Below are 16,120 nucleotides of genomic sequence, written 5' to 3'. Positions count from 1 at the left end.
GGGTTTTACAGGCGATCTTTCTTGTTAAATCATGGTTATTAATTCGAATATTAACGTATAATAGCGCCAAATTTTCCAGCCGTTTTTCTCAATCATTAGGAAATTCATGAGCGCATTAAGTATAAAAGGCCTAACTAAAACCTATAAAGGCGGAGTTGAGGCGTTGAAAGGAATTGATTTAACCGTTGAACAAGGCGATTTTTACGCTTTGTTGGGGCCCAATGGTGCAGGTAAATCAACCACCATAGGTATCATTTCTTCGTTGGTTAATAAGACAACAGGCGCCGTAGAAGTATTTGGCCATAATCTAGATAATGATCTTGTTAAAGCTAAACAGCAAATCGGTTTAGTACCTCAGGAGTTTAATTTTAATCAATTTGAAACGGTGCTTCAGGTTGTGATGAATCAAGCGGGTTACTACGGCGTAACACGTAAACTTGCTTTAGAGCGTGCGAAAAAATATCTTACAGAATTAGACTTATGGGAAAAACGTGATGCGCGTTCTCGTGAATTATCAGGCGGAATGAAACGTCGGTTAATGATCGCTAGAGCATTAATGCATGAGCCGCGTTTGCTCATTTTGGATGAGCCTACGGCAGGTGTTGATATTGAACTACGACGTTCTATGTGGGATTTCTTACAAAAGCTTAATGAGCAAGGTGTGACGATCATTTTAACGACACATTATCTCGAAGAAGCGGAGTCATTATGTCGCAACATTGGCATTATTGACCACGGTACTATTGTTCAAAATACAAGTATGAAAGCGTTGTTGTCTCAGTTAAATATTGAGACCTTTGTCCTTGATATTAACCCTGTGAAAAATGATGTGTCATTGTCAGGATTTGAAACTCGTTTGTTGGATGATCATACATTAGAAGTCGACGTCGAGCAGGGCCATGAGCTTAATACATTATTTACCGAGCTGTCCAAACACGGCATTACAGTAATGAGTATGCGTAATAAAGCCAATCGTTTAGAAGAACTATTTCTTCGTTTAGTTAATCAAACGCGCTAGGAGAGTCACTTTGTCTGCTAATTTTATTGCTTTAAAAAGCTTACTTACTAAAGAAATTAATCGTTTTACGCGTATATGGTTGCAAACCCTAGTTCCGCCAGCGATTACCATGAGTTTATACTTTGTCATCTTTGGGACCTTAATTGGTGAACGCATTGGCACTATGTCAGGCTTCAGTTATATGGAGTTTATTGTTCCTGGTCTCATTATGATGTCGGTTATTACCAATTCATATTCTAATGTAGCCTCGTCATTTTTTAGCTCTAAATTTCAACGTAATGTTGAAGAGTTATTAGTTGCACCAGTGCCAACGTGGATCATCATCGCCGGTTATGTTGGTGGTGGGGTTGCTCGTGGTTTATTGGTTGGATGTATTGTAACTATCTTGTCGCTTTATTTTGTAGATTTGAACATCGCAAACTTTGGCGTATTACTTATTAGCGTTTTATTCACATCTATTTTGTTTTCGTTAGGCGGTTTAATTAACGCTATTCTCGCTAAAAGCTACGATGACATCAGTATTATTCCTAACTTCGTTTTGACACCTCTTACCTATTTGGGTGGTGTGTTCTACTCACTCACATTACTTCCCGATTTTTGGCAGGGTGTGTCAAAAGCAAATCCGATTGTTTATATGATTAATACATTCAGATATGGTTTCTTAGGCGTGACTGATATTCCGCTAGTGTATTCATTCTCGATTATTTTCTTGTTTGTTGCGGCATTGTTTAGTCTAGCGTATTGGATGATTTCTCGCGGTTACGGCTTACGTTCTTAGGTTATTGATATGTCATTTGCAAATTCACATGAAATTATTACTAATCAAGACGGGCTGAATGAAAACCTAAATGATATTGTTAACAAGCATTTAGCACACAAATTTAGAAAACCCTATCAACAACATTCAATTGATGGTTTTAAAAGTGTTGAGCAAGAAATTGCTCGCGCAGGCAAACCTATTATTTTTGATTCATGTTGCGGCGTTGGTGATAGCACAATAAACATCGCGCGCCAGCACCCTGAGCACTTTGTTATTGGAATGGATAAGTCCGGTCATCGACTGAATAAAAACGAAGCCTATGAGCAACATGGCGTCGATAACTTTATGTTATTGAGAACCGACTTAAACGATTTTTGGCGACTTGCGTTAGAAGCTGAATTCAAAATAGATAAGCATTTTATTCTTTATCCAAATCCGTGGCCGAAAGCAAAACATATCCAACGTCGCTGGCATGGTAGTGCGGTATTCCCAACTATCGTTGCGTTAGGTGGTGCATTGGAAATGCGCAGTAACTGGCGCTTATATTTGGATGAGTTTTCACATGCTTTATCAATTGCCGGTAAATCATCAAACGTTAAAGAGTTTGTGCCTGAGCCAACAATTACGCCGTTTGAACGGAAATATCAGGCAAGTGGTCAAGCGCTGTTTCAGCTTAAAGCGCAGTTATAACGATTGAGCCCAAAGTATGCGTTAGCCTAATGCCGATCAGTTAAGGTTTTTAGTGGGCTTACAGCGTGGCCAACTCCCGTCGTTTAGCGTCTTAAATTAAAAATTGACCAATACAAAAATTAGGGACGATTTTTGAGTATTTGCCGCAAGGATGCGGATCAAATATGTTATTGAACAGGCAATTTATCATTTAATAATCAACGCTAAACCTACGGGGCGCCTTTCTTTTGGTTACTTTTCTTAGTAATACCATATATGGATTAAATATTTGCCCACTTGTACTTGTTAAAATTAACTAAAATGGCGTTGCTCTCAATCCTAATAGCCAGCTATTAGTCAATCGAGCGCCTTGTTTTAGCTGATTTTCTCTACGCACAACAAGATCACTTACTTAATGCAATTAATGGTATTACGCGTCGGTTAGTAGCAACTGGGCAATCGTTTCTATGCCTAACCCCGTCGCACCTGGTGACCATTTTGCACTACCACTGTCTTGGAAACATGCCGCAAGGTCGAAGTGAATCCATCCTTTACCGTTATTAGGCACAAAGCGAGCTAGGAAACCTGCCGCATTACTGGCGCCTGGTACGCCCATTTTGCTGGCACCAGTATTGGCGGTGTCGGCGTAATGCGATGGGCATTCAAACATATGAAAGGGTGCCAGTGGTAGTTGCCAGTTCATTTCATTAACGGTATCGCCATGTGCTAGTGCGCGTGATGCTAAATCATTGTCTAGTGAAAATACGGCATTATATTGTGTTCCTACTGCCGTTAATGCTGCGCCTGTCAACGTTGCAGCATCAATAATTAATGGGGCACCACTTTCTCCGGCAGCCATAAGGCCATCGGCCAACACTAAGCGACCTTCGGCGTCAGTATTGAGGATTTCCACCGTTGTACCATTTTTGTAAGTGATGATATCACCAAGCTTATAAGCTTCGCCGTTAATTAGGTTTTCTGCACAACATAAAATAAGTTGTACGCGTTTGTCTAATCCTTGGCTAATAGCAAGTGATAACGCGGCTGTAACTGTTGCTGCGCCGCCCATGTCACACTTCATTGTCATCATGCCTGGGCCACTTTTGATGGTATAACCACCGCTATCAAAGGTAATGCCTTTTCCGACTAATGCGGCGGCAACAGGTGATTTATTATCGCCTGTTGGGTTGTAATCTAATACCAGCATGGCAGGGACGCGTTTACTCGCTCGGCCAACAGTGTGAACACCCACCCAGCCAGCGTCCAATAACGCATCACCTTTAATAATTTGAGCGCTAACATGATCGCCACCGACACGTTTTACTTCTTCGATAGCACTGTCAATAAGTGACTCAGGGTAGATATCTTCTGGTGCACCATTAATCGCGGCAACTGCCCAATCACGTGATGCTTGGCGCGCATTTAAAATTGTGAGCTGTGCTGGTGATGTATTTTGTGCCCAATTTAGGTCTGATTTACCTTTTGAAACACTAAAGCCTTTGGCAAAGGCCCATTGATGCGCTAGGCTCCAGTTGTCGCCTGCAAGTGATACGTTGTCAATGCCCTGTGTTTGCAAACGTCGTGCGCCACGTTGAATTAATTCAAGTTGGTTTGCGTTATCACCTGTCGCATGAATAGTCATGGCGTCGCCATTGCTTGTGAGTAGGGCGTTGTTGCCCCACTTTGCGTCGGCGGTGTCAAAAGAAAGTAAAATAGAGAGTGTTGAACTCATAAATTATGTCCTGCTGAAATTGATGGAATTATCATTTATAGTGTGGCGATTATAACAATAAAAAAGGCTTAGGCATGGAACAATCTACGTTTTCAAATGACCCCCTATCAATCGATTCATTACCTGCGTATCAATCACAAGAAAGTACGCCATTAGAGCCTGCATATATTAAAGCGAATAATATACTTAGAATTGTGTCTTTTTCAGTCATTGTGTTGATTATTGCGATAATTAAATGGCAGCGATTTTCTCCGTTGTCGGAAAATGCATCACAGGTGTTTAGTATCATTCTTGCGGTCGTTGGTGTCATTAGTATATTCGCCATCGTCATGGGGTATCTGTATGACAAAAATAAGTCTTATACCCTACGAGAGCATGATATTAGTTTGTACTCTGGTGTCATTTTTAAAAAAGTCACTATTCAGCCATTTTTACGTATTCAGCACATTGAATTAAAGCGTGGACCTATCGATCGAAAGTTAGATTTAGCGAGTATTCAGGTATTTAGCGCTGGTGGCGCATTGCATACCTTTGAGCTTCCTGGGCTAACCCACAGCGACGCGCTATCAATGCGTCAATATATACTTGACCATAAGGATGTGACCGTCCATGGATAATTGGCAACGAGTCTCCAAGGTTTCTATTGTCGATTATTTCGTTAAGAACTTGATACGATTAGTATCAACGTCTATTTACGCAATTCCGGCTATTTGGGCGTCATCAGATACGCTAAAAGAACATTTAGATTATGTTGTGTTAGGCGCTGCTGCGATCGTGTTACTTTTATTAGTCGCAGCGTTTTTACAGTATTTCTTTTTTAAATATCGATTAAAAGAAGATAACATCGAGATCCATTCAGGGGTACTGTTTAAAAAGCATCTTGATTTACCTTTCACTAGAGTTCAAAACGTTAAGCTCATCACACCTGTTTATTTTAGGCCTTTTGATTACACCACCATGGAGCTTGATACGGCAGGTAGTGCAAAAAATGAAGCGAATATCGTTGCCGTGCCGAAAGACAAGGCTAATGCGATGAAACAGCAGATTTTAGCGTATCAGGCACTACATCAAGCGAATAGCGAAGTTAATGAACAGGATGAGGATATCAAAGGCACAGTGGCAAGTGAGCAGGTTGTCGGAGATGAGAAACTGTTGAATGAACGCTCGCTATTAGATCTCGTTATTCATGGCTTAACCAACAATCGCGTCTTTTTCTTTTTGGCAATCTTAGCGCCAATGGCTGATAGCATTTTTGAATACGCAAACCAATTCTTATTGAGCTTCGGTTTTGATATTAAAGCGTTCTTATTTGATGCAGAACACCCATGGTGGCAACTGTCATTATACTTTATTGCGACGTTTATCACCGCGTATTTCATCGTGATGTTGATATCGATTTTAGGTGCAATAATTGCGTTCTACGGTTACAAATTAACAAAACGCGATAATAACTATATTCAGCGCAGTGGCTTATTGTCGATTCATGAAGTGGTGATGAAAAAGCCTCGTTTGCAAATGATTATTCGTCAACAAGACTGGCTAGACGTATTAATTAAGCGCATAAACCTCAAGTTTGAACAAATGGGCGGCTTGGAACGCACTCAACAGAATAACGTTCGCAATAAATTAATGGTGCCATCGGTGAAAGAAAGCGAATGTCGTGAACTGATTAACGAAGTTTGGCCAACTAATCAAATGACTGATATCGACTATCAACCAATATCGCAACGCTTTATAGTGCGCGGTATCGGTTTATTCATAACACCTATAACGTTGTTGCTGTGTGTTATTGCGATGGTCAGTGAACAATGGATAATATTGCCACCTGCAATTTTATTTTTTGTGGTTGCTAGTGTGCTCCTTTGGTGTCGATGGAAGCGCTGGGGTTATGCAATGGATGATGAATATGTCTATGTGCGTAAAGGATTACTAGGGGTTAACTACTATTGTTTTGCGATTGAAAAAACACAAATGGTTAAGTTTAAACAAAGTATATTTCTAAGGCGTCATAAATTATGCCATGCAGGATTTGTGACAGCGGCTAGTTCCTTGACTATTCCGTTTATACCACAAGATACTGGATGGAAATTAATGACACAGAGTTTGTATCAAGTTGAATCATTAAAGAAAAATTGGATGTAAAAATGCAGTTTCAAGCGTCACTCAATAAAGCGCGGTTAATCAAACGCTATAAGCGATTTTTAGCGGATGTTGTGTTAGAAGATGGTAGTGAAACTACTATTCACGTTGCAAATACCGGAGCAATGACTGGCTGTGCTGAGCCCAATGATTGGGTGTGGTATAGCACTTCGCCTAACATAAAACGAAAATACCCCTTTAGCTGGGAACTTACAGAGACTAAGGCGGGTCATTTTATCTGTGTTAATACGCTGCAAGCTAATACATTGGCGGAAGAAGCAATAGCAAATAGTACTATTTCTGAACTGTCAGGGTATGAGCAATTAAAGCGAGAAGTTAAATATGGTGATGAAAACAGTAAAATTGATGTTTTATTGAGCGATAACAACAAGGTAGATTGCTTTGTTGAGGTAAAAAGCGTTACTTTATACAGAGGGAATGGTAAAGGCGCGTTTCCAGATGCAGTAACAACGCGTGGTCAAAAACACTTACGTGAGTTAATGACCATACGGAATGCCGGAAACAGAGCTGTTTTACTATTTATTGTTATGCATAGCGGCATTGAATCAGTGAGCTGTGCAAAAGATATTGACCCTAAATATGCACAATTATTAGAACAAGCTGTTGCATCTGGTGTCGAAGTATTGGCGTATGGATGCTCAATGTCTAATGAATCATTGGTCGTTAATCGTTCATTACCCGTATTAATTTAATCAGGGGCTTGAAAAATATAATTTCACCCCCATAAATGTAGCCAACAATTTAAGGCAATCTTAATCAAGTAATGATTTGCCATTGCAAAGTTAATTTGCTATACATACCGCGCCTTTTTTTTAAGGCAAACGGACGTAGCGAACGTTGGCTAGGACAGGAGAAAGAAAATGCCTACAGAAAAAGCTAAACAAATAGGCTTCATGGCGCTAGCAGGGCTAGAACCTTACCAGGAAAAACCGGGTGAGGAATACATGAATGAAGACCAATTAGAGCATTTTAAGAAAATTCTTGAAGCATGGCGTAATCAACTTCGTGAAGAAGTAGATCGCACCGTACATCATATGCAAGATGAAGCAGCAAACTTCCCTGATCCAGTTGATCGTGCGGCACAGGAAGAAGAGTTTGCACTTGAGTTACGAACGCGTGACCGTGAACGTAAACTTATCAAGAAGATTGAAAAGACACTTGCTCTAATTGAAGAAGACGATTTCGGATTCTGTAAAACGTGTGGTATCGAAGTTGGTATTCGCCGCTTAGAAGCTCGACCTACAGCCGATCAATGTATCGATTGTAAAACCTTATCGGAAATTAAAGAACGCCAAATGGCGGGCTAGCTTTCCAAAAAAACGGTGCTAAGGCACCGTTTTTTATTTCAATTAATTCCTCAAATTATGACTCAATACCGCGGACGCTTTGCTCCATCTCCTTCAGGTGATTTACACTTTGGCTCACTTGTCGCTGCACTGGGTAGTTATTTAGATGCCAAGGCCAATAATGGTCAGTGGCTCCTGCGGATGGAAGATATTGATCCTCCCCGTGAAGTCGTTGGTGCGAGTGACTCAATTTTACGAACATTAGAATCGTTTGGATTACATTGGGATGGTGACGTTGTTTATCAAAGCCAACGTCATGAGTTCTATCAGTACCATTTAGATCAGTTAATAACCTCAGGAAATAGCTATGCTTGTGACTGCAGCCGTAAAATGATCATGGCGGGTGGTGGCTTATATTCTGGGCGCTGTAAGGGACGCAACATTAACGAGATGAACGCCCAACATTCAATCCGCTTTAATAATACACAAGGTGTGAATTCGTTCGATGATCGTTTGTTAGGGCCTATTGTTGTTGGTGACGATTTTGCTCAGGAAGATTTTATATTAAAACGCAAAGATGGACTCTTTGCCTATCAACTGGTGGTTGTTTTAGATGATATGGCACAAGGCATCACCCATGTTGTACGCGGCCGAGACTTGTTAGAAATTACCACTAGGCAAGTTTCTTTAGCTAATCACTTGCATACATCATCAATAAAATACTTACATTTACCACTAGCCATAACGTCCGAAGGATTGAAGCTAAGCAAACAGAATCATGCTAAACCATTGGATCTTAATAATCGCAAAAAATTATTAAATCAAGCATTGGCATTTTTAGGGCAAAAAACACCATCTAACTTTAATGATGTATCGCAAGAAGAATTACTACGAATGGCCATTGAACAATGGGATGTAAACCGCATACCGAAATCTAGCCAGATTTTGTAATTGTTTTAATAAAAGCATTATTCATTAAAATTTCGCTATCTTTTTGTTTTAAAAACAGCTGAGTATAGAACATAAGTATTTAGTAAATGTTTTTTTAGCTATAAGGATGTATATGCGGGTTAATCTACTTATTTCGTTATTACTATTGTCTTTCTCAACCATGGCATTTTCTTTTGAACAATGGACGCATAACGAACCCAATATCACCCCAGACAAATTACGACAGGACAAAGTTTTGATGCTTTCCGACTATGCGAGAAGTGATTATTACTGAACAATGGTCTGTGCCAATATGGCTTTTAGTGCATCGAGATATGATAAATTTGCCTAAAATTCGCCAATTTCTTGATATTTTGAAGTCTCAAACGCAATGGGATTTCTTGTTAGGATAATGATTTGTGGAGGTAATATTATATGAGGCAATCACGTCATTAAATTATTGCTAGTACAGGGGTTATCATTAGCTATCTGGTAAGGTATGATGCACCAAAATTTTAATGTGTAAAACTGGGGTGAGATATTTTTTCTAAGGTGATTGGGCTGTGCCGCAAAGTGATGGGGACAGAGGCGCATTCAGAGAGTTCTGATGCAACAAGCAAAGGGTTATCACTCGACATTCTTGATCGTAATGATCACGATGTATCACGTTCAAACATGAGTGTTAATGCGATTAAAGTACTTAATCGTTTAAATAAACACGGCTACCAAGCATATTTGGTGGGTGGCGGTGTGCGTGATTTATTGCTTGGCCATAATCCAAAAGATTTTGATATCGCAACCAATGCAACACCTGAACAAATTAAAGAATTGTTTAAAAACTGTCGCTTGATTGGTCGTCGTTTTCGTTTGGCACATATTTTATTTGGGCGTGAAGTAATTGAAGTGGCGACGTTACGTGGCCATCATGAAAACACTGAAAAAGACACGCTAGCAAAGCAAAACGATAAAGGCATGTTGGTTCGTGACAATGTTTACGGCACCATTGAAGAAGATGCAGAGCGACGTGATTTTACCGTTAATGCACTGTATTACGATATTTCAGATTTCTCAATTCGCGCCTACGGCGGTGGTTTGCAAGATTTAGAAACTGCAACACTACGTATGATTGGCGATCCTCGCGTTCGTTATCAAGAAGATCCTGTACGTATGTTACGTGCTATTCGTTTTGCCACTAAGCTTAATATGACGATTAGCGAAGAAACACGTGAACCTATTAAAGAAATGTCTGGATTGATGCGTTCAATTCCAGCCGCGCGATTATTTGAAGAATATCAAAAGCTATTTTTGTCAGGCAAAGCACTTGCCAACTATAAAATGCTTAACGAGTATCATTTGTTTGAATCGTTATTTCCATTAGCAGCTGAGCTGTTAGAAGATAATGCTGGTGGCAAAGAAGATCAATTGATGCAACTTGTTTGTAGTAATACTGATAATCGTATTGCCAACGATCAGCGCGTTACACCTGCCTTTATGATTGCTGCATTCTTGTGGTATCCAATTGAGCGTGAAGCGCAAACTGTCATGACCGAATCTGGCTTAGATTATTATGATGCCATGATGGTTGCCATGAATGAAGTTTGCGATCTTCATTGTAAAAGCGTATCAATTCCTAAACGTTTTTCTGCTATGGCTCGTGATATGTGGAGCTTACAATTACGCTTACCACGTCGTAGTGGCGCGCGAGCATTTAAGTTATTAACGCACCCTAAATTCCGTGCCGGTTATGATCTCTTGTTAGTTCGCGGTGAAATTGAAGGCGGTAAAGTTGCTGAATTAGCGCAGTGGTGGACAATTTTCCAGCATGCGACTGAAGAAGTGCAACGAGACATGGTACGTAAAGTCAATGGACCAAAACGTCGTCGCCGAGCACCAAAAAATAAGCCTACTTAATATGGCCACCTGTTATATCGGTATTGGTAGTAACCTAGGTGAACCCATTGCCCAGGCGAAGCAAGCCATTGCAGCGTTATCTCAAATTGATAAAACGCAACTGACTAACGTCTCATCGCTTTATGGTTCTAAGCCAATGGGACCAAGTGACCAACCTGACTATGTGAACGCTGTTGCTAAATTAGAGACTCAATTAACGCCGATTGAATTACTCGACGCATTGCAGCATATCGAATTACATCAAGGACGTGTTCGTAAAGACGAACGTTGGGGACCACGCACATTAGATTTAGATATATTACTTATAGATGATTCGACTATTGATCATCCACGCTTAACTGTGCCACATTACGGCATGCGAGAGCGTGAATTTGTGTTATATCCGCTGTTTGAGATCTCACCAGATTTAACGCTTTCTGACGGAGTTGCTTTGACGCAGCTTATTCAAGCATGTCCACGTAATGGACTTGAAATAATTGACAACGCGAAGCGTATCGAGGATAGGATGAAAAAGAATACCACTGGGGCCAAATTAGCCAAAATGAAAAGTGAAGGTATTAAGATTTCAGCGCTAACGGCTTACGATGCAAGTTTTGCTGGCATTATTAGCGAACAAGGCGTTGATGTTATCTTAGTCGGTGATTCATTAGGTATGGTGTTGCAAGGCAGTGATTCGACAATTCCGGTTACTGTTGAAGATATTTGTTATCACACCCGTTGTGTAACCGCGGGTAACAATGGCTCATTAGTCATTGGTGATATGCCATTTATGAGTTATTCAACACCACAGCAAGCGTGGGATAATGCCGCTAAAATCATGAAAGCTGGCGCTAACATGGTTAAATTAGAAGGTGGAAAATGGTTATTAGAAACCATTGCCGGCTTAACTGAGCGAGGCATTCCGGTATGTGCTCATCTTGGTTTAACACCACAATCAGTTAATGTGTTTGGTGGTTATAAAGTTCAAGGTCGCGAGAACGAACAAGCTGATCTCATTGTTGAAGAAGCGTTAGCTGTTGAAGCGGCGGGCGCACAGCTACTTGTTGTTGAATGTATTCCAACGGCTTTATCAAAACGTTTAAGTGACGCTTTATCAATTCCTGTTATTGGTATCGGTGCGGGTATTGAGTGTGATGGCCAAATTTTAGTAATGCATGACCTTCTTGGGATCTCTTCGGGATATATTCCTAAGTTTTCTAAGAACTATATGGTACAAACCGGTGATATTCACAAGGCGATTGCAGCCTATGTTGAAGAAGTTGGCAATGGTAGCTTTCCGGGGAAAGAGCATAGCTTCGATTAGCCTTTACTGTGTCAAGTGAAGGAAATACACGGATGTATTTCCTATAAAAATATATAGCGCCTCCACCGTGCTTATTCCTATTGTAATTGTGAAAAACGTAGGTCTAAAAAGAGTGCCAATACAATTCATATCTTCGATATAAAAATCAATTTTAGTTAGAGAAAACCATGATAGTAGTATCATCAAAAAGCGAATTACGTCAGCAAATTAAAACGTGGAAACAGGCTGGTGAAACCATTGCCTTTGTGCCGACAATGGGCAATTTACACTCCGGTCATATTAGTTTGGTAACGGAAGCTAAAAAGCATGCGTCTAAAATCGTGGTCAGTATCTTTGTTAATCCGATGCAGTTTAATAATCCTGATGATCTAACTAACTACCCGCGTACACTTGAAGAAGATAGCGAACAGCTTATTAGTGAAGGTGTTGATATGCTATTTACACCAACCCCAGAGATCATGTACCCCAAAGGACTTGATGTACAAACTTTTGTTGAAGTGCCGGGAATTAGTGATGTATTTTGTGGTGCTTCGCGTCCCGGGCATTTTCGCGGCGTGGCGACTATCGTCAATAAACTCTTTAATTTAGTCACACCTGACGTGGCTTGCTTTGGCAGTAAAGATTATCAACAGCTACAAGTAATCCGCTTAATGGTGGAAGACTTATCACTTGATATTAAGATTGTTGGCTGTGATACCGTACGTACAGAACAAGGATTGGCTAAGAGTTCACGCAATGGCTATTTAACGCCCAAAGAACTTGAGGTTGCTCCGTTGTTGTATCAAACGATGCAACAGTTAGCGCAAGATATTCGTGATGGAATAGCGATTGAAAAAGCCGTTGCTAAAGCGACGTTAACGATGAATCAATCGTTATTTACAACCGACTATTTCCACGTGCAGCGTGCTGATAACCTTTCACAACCAACCAATGAAGATAAAGAGCTCGTTATTTTAGCTGCCGCACAACTTGGTTTTGCGCGGCTGATTGATAATTTGGTTTTTAGTCGCTAGCTAATCATTTCACTAAGTTGTAAGGCATTTTGTTGCGTTGTTTTAGACACGCTTTCAGACAAACTTATACCAATTGCATTAAGTAAGTGATCTTGTTGTGCGTAGAGAAAATCAGCTAAAACAAGGCGCTCGATTGACTAATAGCTGGCTATTAGGATTGAGAGCAACGCCATTTTAGTTAATTTTAACAAGTACAAGTGGGCAAATATTTAATGCAATTGGTATTACAACTTCTGAAATACTTTGACTCACTTCTTGTGACATCTGTGATGCGTGATCTGAGTTTGATGCAATTTCATGAGTCACTGTCGATTGTTGTTTAGCGGTTTCCGCAATATTTTCAATTTGTTGAGATACGTCACTGGCTTGGCTGATAATCTGTTGCAGTATATTTGCGACAGATTGAGAGTCTTCAATCCCTTTAGAAACGCGTTCTCGGCCAACGTTCATGCTTGAAACAGCAACTTGTGTATGTTGTCTAATTTGATCAATCGCTGTCTCAACATCTGATGTTGCTTGTGTGGTTCGACTAGCAAGTTGCCTAACTTCATCAGCAACAACGGCAAACCCGCGACCTTGTTCACCAGCACGTGCCGCTTCAATGGCTGCATTAAGAGCGAGCAAATTAGTCTGTTCGGCAATGCCGTGAATAACACTTAAGATCTCACCAATTTGCTGGCTTTGTTGGCTTAACTCTTCAATTGAGCCAGCGCTATCATCAAACGCAGCACTTATTTTATTCATTTGATTAAGTGAATTCTCAACAATTTCCCCACCATTAACGGCAGTTTGGTAGGACACTTGAGCTGTTTCAGACGCTTGTGTACTGTTGCTAGACACTTCACTGGCTGACGCTGATAGCTCTTCAATTGCCGAGACTATTAAACTCATTTGATCCGTTTGTTGGCCAATATTATCTGACATGTTCGCGTTGGCATTATAGAGTCTGCCTGAAGCGATGTATCTTTCATCGTATCAGCTGTCATACGAATGGTGATCGTTAGCGATTCATTCATGGCGTTTACAGCATTAGTGAGCTCGGTAAGCTCGTCATTGCCTTTAGGAATAATTGAGGGTGTTGATAAGTCATTATTAGTGATTGCTTTTGACTTCGTTAAAATAGGCTCTAATCGTGTTAACAAGTCCTTTGAAAAAACAAATGCAACAATTAAAGCAACAATAACAGAGGCAATACTACTCATGATTATTGCTGTATTTTGACCGGAAGATAATTCGTTAAGAATGGCGATATCAGCATGTAGCGCGTCATCTTCATGCTGTTCGATATTTTTTAAAATAGATAACGATTTTTTAGCGCGTGGAGCCGCTTCGGTGCCCAGCAAAACGTTCGCTTTATTCCAGTCATTCCCACTACGCAAATTAAACATTTGCCTAGGCAGGCTTTCAAACGCTTTTCTAGCGTCGGAGTAATCTGCCCAATCTTGCGCTTGCTCAGGGGTAAATAATTCCATGTAGCTGCTATTAATCAAATTAAATCGCTGGGTGTTAACAACCCATTTACTGTCAAATTGCTCTTTGAACGCTTCATCTCCTGATAATAAATACGCGCGAATACTGGCAAGTCCGGTAGCTAATGAGCTGCGAGAATCAGCAAGTAATTTGAGTAGTGTTTTTCGCTGCGCTGTAGCAGAAAGTTGCGATTCGACATTAATGACGTAGGTAATAGATTGTAATAATGCATCAGCTGTTGGAACGGCTTGATCGAGCATTAATTGATAAGCTGGAATGTTATTCGGTGCCTGTGCGATGTCTTCAACTGATCGTTGGACATCTTTAAATTCTGCTAACAAGCTCTCCAATGTTTTAAGCTGCTGTTGATCTTCCGTAGATAAGTGAGATGCACCTTGTTTTAAGATCGCCATACCATTAGCAATATTTTTCCATGCTTGTTGGCGATTATTTTTCATTTTTTGCGCTTTTTCAGCATCGCTCCCAAGAATCATATATCCCCTGAGGGCTGCCAATGATTGATTTATCCCGTTTTTAATTTCTTTTTCCGCGTTAACGGTCTCAATGCGATAATCGGTAATACGATGCTGTGTTTTTGATACTTGATTCACTGAATACAAGTTAAAAATGGCGGTTGTTAATATGATGGTAACAATCAGCGAAAACGATAACGTGAGCTTTGTTTTTAACGTAAATTTCATTGGCATTCCATGACAGTGTTGATACTTCCATTACCGCATTAACTACATTGGTAAGATTAAAGAATGATACTTTTTATAAGGTTACGATGTTGGGGGACGCTAGAGTAGTACACCAAGGTATATATCGATTGATCTAGATCAAGAAAGGTCGGGTTTTGTTTTAAATATTTGATTTAATTAGTTTTAGCAATGGAGTAATTAGTAATTTTATGGCATTAATACAAGGTTTTAGGTAAACACCTAGTAAGCTATCATGTTCTTTGAAGCTTTTACCTAAACCGAAAGCAATGTCTTTTGGAGATGTAACGGTATTCGCTAAAATCAAACATCCAAATAGTTTATCCCAAATAGCTAACGCTGAACCGAAATTACAATCTATATGAATGCGTTTGTCACTGTGATGAATTTGATGCTGTGCTGGGCTAATAAATATGCTTTCCAAGCGTTCTCCCCAACTCAGCCACACATGAGAGTGGCGCAAGTTGGATCCCATGATATTAAATGCAAACACAAAGACATTAGCGCCGAACACATCAAACATCGATAACGTTGGCCCAAAAAAGTAATAACAAATGCCAACGGCGATTCCTTGGCTCAAGATCATTCGTGCACCGTAAAGTATACTCTCAACAGGGTGCGATCGATATATAGTTATCGGGGTAAGTACCTTGGCACTGTGGTGAACTTTATGAAACTCCCATAAAAAGGGAATTTTATGGAGTAGGTAGTGCAGCAGAAAACGCGTAAAATCGTCTATAACAAAGAGCACTAATGTAAATATTCCAATGATTACCCAGCTAGGGAAATCTAAAAACGTTTGAGTACCAAAAATACCTTCTAACCATCCAGAAAAGCCGATAGCAAGCGGTGCCATCACCAGTAAGACTGGAATAACCCCGAGTGTCTTTAGCAAACGATTAATAAAGAAAATCACATAATCATGGCGAGCTGACGGATGCCACCAAACTGCTGGCGAGAATAGCGCTTTATAAGATAGTTTTTTAACATGAAACACCAGCAACGCCATCGCCATCGCAATGGCGCTATAAAGCCAATAAATTCGCTGATTAGCATCCACTAAGTAAGTGGCGATTAATTCGCCTGTGGCTAGTAATGGGGTGAGTAGGGCGTCTAACATGATAAAAATAAAAGGCACTAAATGATTTA

15 protein-coding genes and 1 pseudogene are annotated in these 16,120 nt (G+C 40.2%); 12 read left to right on the top strand and 4 right to left on the bottom strand.

The window, feature by feature from the left end; genetic code table 11:
* The first annotated feature begins 106 nt into the window (after positions 1-106).
* The 3 genes from ACMAZF_RS14360 to trmB are packed head-to-tail and all read left to right on the top strand — an operon-like array spanning position 107 to position 2,468.
* Complete coding sequence (locus ACMAZF_RS14360; RefSeq protein ID WP_435274464.1) at positions 107-1,018, top strand: ABC transporter ATP-binding protein; 912 nt, start codon at positions 107-109, stop codon at positions 1,016-1,018.
* Between the two features lie 10 nt (positions 1,019-1,028).
* On the top strand, positions 1,029-1,796 hold the full coding sequence (locus ACMAZF_RS14355; protein ID WP_435274463.1) for an ABC transporter permease: 768 nt from the start codon (positions 1,029-1,031) through the stop codon (positions 1,794-1,796).
* Positions 1,797-1,805: 9 nt separating this feature from the next.
* Entirely contained in the window at positions 1,806-2,468 is a 663-nt protein-coding gene (gene trmB / locus ACMAZF_RS14350; protein ID WP_435274462.1) for a tRNA (guanine(46)-N(7))-methyltransferase TrmB, read from the top strand.
* A 409-nt stretch (positions 2,469-2,877) separates the two neighbouring features.
* Here trmB and pepB read toward each other — a convergent pair whose 3' ends face one another.
* Positions 2,878-4,179, bottom strand: a complete 1,302-nt coding sequence (pepB, locus tag ACMAZF_RS14345) for an aminopeptidase PepB (protein ID WP_435274461.1) — start codon at positions 4,177-4,179, stop codon at positions 2,878-2,880.
* 74 nt (positions 4,180-4,253) lie between these two features.
* Between pepB and ACMAZF_RS14340 the strand changes: the two genes are divergently transcribed.
* From ACMAZF_RS14340 to panC, 9 genes and pseudogenes are all read left to right on the top strand, one after another.
* Positions 4,254-4,796 (top strand): PH domain-containing protein, encoded by a 543-nt coding sequence (locus ACMAZF_RS14340; RefSeq protein WP_435274460.1) that lies wholly within the window; start codon positions 4,254-4,256, stop codon positions 4,794-4,796.
* Positions 4,789-6,321: a PH domain-containing protein gene (locus ACMAZF_RS14335; RefSeq protein WP_435274459.1), complete on the top strand. Its 1,533-nt coding sequence runs from the start codon at positions 4,789-4,791 to the stop codon at positions 6,319-6,321. Before ACMAZF_RS14340 ends, ACMAZF_RS14335 begins: the two co-directional genes overlap by 8 nt.
* A 2-nt stretch (positions 6,322-6,323) precedes the next feature.
* Entirely contained in the window at positions 6,324-7,031 is a 708-nt protein-coding gene (gene sfsA / locus ACMAZF_RS14330) for a DNA/RNA nuclease SfsA (RefSeq protein WP_435274458.1), read from the top strand.
* Positions 7,032-7,199: 168 nt separating this feature from the next.
* Positions 7,200-7,646 carry an RNA polymerase-binding protein DksA gene (gene dksA / locus ACMAZF_RS14325; protein WP_435274457.1) on the top strand — a complete coding sequence of 149 codons (447 nt, stop codon included), beginning with the start codon at positions 7,200-7,202 and terminating at the stop codon, positions 7,644-7,646.
* A 57-nt stretch (positions 7,647-7,703) separates the two neighbouring features.
* Complete coding sequence (gluQRS, locus tag ACMAZF_RS14320; protein ID WP_435274456.1) at positions 7,704-8,576, top strand: tRNA glutamyl-Q(34) synthetase GluQRS; 873 nt, start codon at positions 7,704-7,706, stop codon at positions 8,574-8,576.
* 555 nt (positions 8,577-9,131) lie between these two features.
* Complete coding sequence (pcnB, locus tag ACMAZF_RS14315; RefSeq protein WP_435277254.1) at positions 9,132-10,466, top strand: polynucleotide adenylyltransferase PcnB; 1,335 nt, start codon at positions 9,132-9,134, stop codon at positions 10,464-10,466.
* A gap of 1 nt (position 10,467) precedes the next feature.
* Positions 10,468-10,944: pseudogene (folK, locus tag ACMAZF_RS14310) on the top strand (2-amino-4-hydroxy-6-hydroxymethyldihydropteridine diphosphokinase); the annotation flags it as partial.
* A gap of 27 nt (positions 10,945-10,971) precedes the next feature.
* A complete protein-coding gene (gene panB / locus ACMAZF_RS14305; protein ID WP_435277253.1) occupies positions 10,972-11,769 on the top strand; it encodes a 3-methyl-2-oxobutanoate hydroxymethyltransferase in 798 nt (265 codons plus the stop codon).
* A gap of 167 nt (positions 11,770-11,936) precedes the next feature.
* Positions 11,937-12,782, top strand: a complete 846-nt coding sequence (panC, locus tag ACMAZF_RS14300; protein WP_435274455.1) for a pantoate--beta-alanine ligase — start codon at positions 11,937-11,939, stop codon at positions 12,780-12,782.
* Between the two features lie 174 nt (positions 12,783-12,956).
* Here the strand turns inward: panC and ACMAZF_RS14295 are convergent, their stop codons facing one another.
* The 3 genes from ACMAZF_RS14295 to ACMAZF_RS14285 form a co-directional block, all read right to left on the bottom strand.
* Entirely contained in the window at positions 12,957-13,706 is a 750-nt protein-coding gene (locus ACMAZF_RS14295) for a methyl-accepting chemotaxis protein (protein ID WP_435274454.1), read from the bottom strand.
* Complete coding sequence (locus ACMAZF_RS14290; protein ID WP_435274453.1) at positions 13,670-14,953, bottom strand: MCP four helix bundle domain-containing protein; 1,284 nt, start codon at positions 14,951-14,953, stop codon at positions 13,670-13,672. Before ACMAZF_RS14290 ends, ACMAZF_RS14295 begins: the two co-directional genes overlap by 37 nt.
* Before the next feature lie 160 nt (positions 14,954-15,113).
* The gene (locus tag ACMAZF_RS14285; protein WP_435274452.1) at positions 15,114-16,109 is read right to left on the bottom strand and encodes a sterol desaturase family protein; all 996 of its coding nucleotides are present in this window, start codon (positions 16,107-16,109) and stop codon (positions 15,114-15,116) included.
* Between the last annotated feature and the right edge of the window lie 11 nt (positions 16,110-16,120).

The organism is Psychrobium sp. nBUS_13, assembly GCF_051201665.1.
GTDB lineage: Bacteria > Pseudomonadota > Gammaproteobacteria > Enterobacterales > Psychrobiaceae > Psychrobium.
The sequence above is the reverse complement of the archived record's forward strand: the minus strand, read 5'-3'. Positions and strand labels throughout refer to the sequence as shown.

Coding starts and splice junctions, on each gene's coding strand:
- panC (WP_435274455.1), top strand. CDS start 11,937: ATGATAGTAGTATCATCAAAAAGCGAATTACGTCAGCAAATTAAAACG.
- ACMAZF_RS14290 (WP_435274453.1), bottom strand. CDS start 14,953: ATGAAATTTACGTTAAAAACAAAGCTCACGTTATCGTTTTCGCTGATT.
- ACMAZF_RS14360 (WP_435274464.1), top strand. CDS start 107: ATGAGCGCATTAAGTATAAAAGGCCTAACTAAAACCTATAAAGGCGGA.
- gluQRS (WP_435274456.1), top strand. CDS start 7,704: ATGACTCAATACCGCGGACGCTTTGCTCCATCTCCTTCAGGTGATTTA.
- panB (WP_435277253.1), top strand. CDS start 10,972: ATGAAAAAGAATACCACTGGGGCCAAATTAGCCAAAATGAAAAGTGAA.
- trmB (WP_435274462.1), top strand. CDS start 1,806: ATGTCATTTGCAAATTCACATGAAATTATTACTAATCAAGACGGGCTG.
- ACMAZF_RS14335 (WP_435274459.1), top strand. CDS start 4,789: ATGGATAATTGGCAACGAGTCTCCAAGGTTTCTATTGTCGATTATTTC.
- pcnB (WP_435277254.1), top strand. CDS start 9,132: ATGGGGACAGAGGCGCATTCAGAGAGTTCTGATGCAACAAGCAAAGGG.
- sfsA (WP_435274458.1), top strand. CDS start 6,324: ATGCAGTTTCAAGCGTCACTCAATAAAGCGCGGTTAATCAAACGCTAT.
- pepB (WP_435274461.1), bottom strand. CDS start 4,179: ATGAGTTCAACACTCTCTATTTTACTTTCTTTTGACACCGCCGACGCA.
- ACMAZF_RS14295 (WP_435274454.1), bottom strand. CDS start 13,706: ATGTCAGATAATATTGGCCAACAAACGGATCAAATGAGTTTAATAGTC.
- dksA (WP_435274457.1), top strand. CDS start 7,200: ATGCCTACAGAAAAAGCTAAACAAATAGGCTTCATGGCGCTAGCAGGG.
- ACMAZF_RS14340 (WP_435274460.1), top strand. CDS start 4,254: ATGGAACAATCTACGTTTTCAAATGACCCCCTATCAATCGATTCATTA.